This is a genomic window from Mesorhizobium sp. M7A.F.Ca.US.005.03.2.1 (genome assembly GCF_003997795.1).
Taxonomy (GTDB): domain Bacteria; phylum Pseudomonadota; class Alphaproteobacteria; order Rhizobiales; family Rhizobiaceae; genus Mesorhizobium; species Mesorhizobium ciceri.
Map to the genome: position 1 here is coordinate 1 of NZ_RZRP01000912.1, position 2,394 is coordinate 2,394.

2 protein-coding genes and 1 pseudogene are annotated in these 2,394 nt (G+C 61.9%); all 3 read left to right on the forward strand.

Annotated elements, in window-relative coordinates; genetic code table 11:
- A pseudogene (locus EN991_RS32435) lies at positions 1-803 on the forward strand (hypothetical protein); the annotation flags it as partial.
- A gap of 41 nt (positions 804-844) precedes the next feature.
- Positions 845-1,831, forward strand: coding sequence for a D-erythronate dehydrogenase (gene denD, locus EN991_RS32440; RefSeq protein WP_064994851.1), 987 nt, complete (start codon positions 845-847; stop codon positions 1,829-1,831).
- A 53-nt stretch (positions 1,832-1,884) separates the two neighbouring features.
- Positions 1,885-2,394: four-carbon acid sugar kinase family protein (locus EN991_RS32445; RefSeq protein ID WP_164769537.1), on the forward strand; the 510-nt coding region annotated here is incomplete at its 3' end.

Here is a 2,394-nt window from a genome sequence, read left to right on the forward strand (position 1 = left end):
GCACCGCCTTCCCTGGGTCCCGCATCGGCGGCGGGATGTTCAGCTTCTTCACTGAGCTCAACCGTAAACGTCCCCCGACCGAGACGATAGACCTCGTGACATTTACGACGGCAGCGATCTTCCATGCTGGTGACGACCGATCCTTGATGGAGACGCTCGAATGTTTACCGCATATCGTCAGGACCGTGCCAGCCATCGCCAGGGGGCTGCCGTATTCCGTTGGGCCGTCCGCGATCGGGTTGCGTGACAATCCCTATGGCGAAGCGCCCGTCGCCAATCCCACGAACATCCGGCAGGCGGTCAATTTCAATGATCCGCGCCAGAGGGGCATCATGGGCGCAGCCTGGAATCTCGGCTATTTCGCTGCCTTCGCGGAAGGCGGCGCGGAGGCCGTCGCGCTCGGCGGCGCGGTCGGCCCGTTCGGCGTTCTCTCCGTGCCGACGCCGTTTCCGCAGTCCTGGTTCGAGGGCAAGGGCGAACTGTATCCTGTTTGGCACATCGTGCGAGGCCTGGCGAAACTCAAAGGCCGTCCGATCCGTCCGCTGCGATCGTCCGTCGCCGGGGCGGTGCGAGGGATCGCGGCGGTTACGGAAAAAGGCACCGAGCTATGGCTCTGCAATCCCTCGCCCAACACGCTGGAAGTCCGCCTCCCCGAAGGCTTCACGACCGCTGCAATTCTTGATGCCTCATCTTTCGTTGCGGCATCCCGTCAACCGGATCTGCTCGACCGCCTGACGCCTGTCGAAACACAGACGCTGTCGCTCGAAAGCTACGCGGTGGTGCGTGCCTTCAGGCCAGTATGATGCAGCATCCCGAGACAGTCCCTGAAGAGAACGGAGCATCCATGCATATACTCATCATTGGCGCTGGTGGAATGATCGGCCGCAAACTCGCGGCGGAGCTTTCCCGGACCGGGTCGCTCGGGGATAAGAAGATCGAGCGGATGACGTTGGCAGACTTGACGAAGCCCCCAGTGCCAACCGGTGCCTTATATTCCATCGAAGCCATTGCCGCTGATATTGCCGTCTCCGGTGCAGCCGAGGAGCTAGCCGCGCGCCGCGCCGATGTGATTTTCCATCTCGCAGCCATCGTGTCCGGCGAAGCGGAACGCGATTTCGAGAAGGGGTACCTGATCAATGTGGACGGCACGCGTGCTCTTTTCGAGGCGATCCGACTGGAAGGGGCGCGTAAGAAGTATCTCCCCCGGCTGGTGTTCACCTCGTCGGTCGCAGTATATGGCGCGCCTTTACCAGACCCTATTCCCGACGATTACATTCTTGCCCCGCTAACCAGCTACGGCACCCAGAAGGCGATATCCGAGCTGTTGCTCGCAGACTATTCGCGACGCGGCTTCCTTGACGGAATTGGGATACGGCTGCCTACGATCGTTATTCGGCCTGGCGCTCCCAACGCGGCGGCCTCGGGATTCTTCTCCGGAATCCTGCGCGAGCCACTCGCCGGCCAACGCTCCGTCCTGCCGGTGGAGGAGACGGTCAAGCATTGGCTGGCTAGTCCGCGCACGGCGGTAGCTCTCCTCATCCATGCCGCGATGCTCGATACGTCCGCGCTGGGCGCCCGGCGCACGCTGAACATGCCTGGGGTCGCGGCCACAGTTTCCGACCAAATTGCCGCGCTCCGCCGCGTGGCAGGCGCCGAAGCCGAGGCTTTGATAGACCGCAAGCCGGACGAGGCGATTAAGGCCATCATTGCGGGTTGGCCAAAATCCTTCTCGCCCACGCTAGCCAACAATCTGGGCTTCGTGGCCGAAAGCACGGTGGATGAACTGATAGCGGTTTACCTGGCGGATGACGCCCCGAAGGCCATCCCTTAACCGCCAAGGCAGAGTCACTAGCGTTTCCATGGAAGTTGAAAGTGAGAGATCTGATGCTTCTCGGCTGCATAGGCGATGATTTCACCGGGTCGTCCGACTTGGCCAACACGCTCGCCAAGGGGGGTATGCGCACCGTCCAGTACAATGGCGTTCCCAAAATCGACTCCGACCGCTCGGTTGACGCGGGCGTCGTTGCCCTGAAGACCAGAACGATACCCGCCAGCGAGGCGGTGAAGCAGTCGCTTGCGGCGCTAGAGTGGCTTAGACGCCAGGGCTGCCGCCAGTATCTGTTCAAGTACTGCTCGACATTCGATTCGACCCCCGAAGGCAATATCGGGCCGGTGCTAGACGCTCTTGGCGACGCCGTGGGGGCGGCACGCGCGATCGTCTGTCCGGCGTTTCCCGCGACCGGCCGGTCGATCTACCAGGGGCATCTTTTCGTTAACGATCGTCTGTTGAGCGAATCCGGCATGGAGAAACATCCGCTTACGCCAATGACAGATCCCGATCTGAGACGTTGGCTTGCACGACAGACCGGGCGCGGGATCGGCCATGTCCCCTAC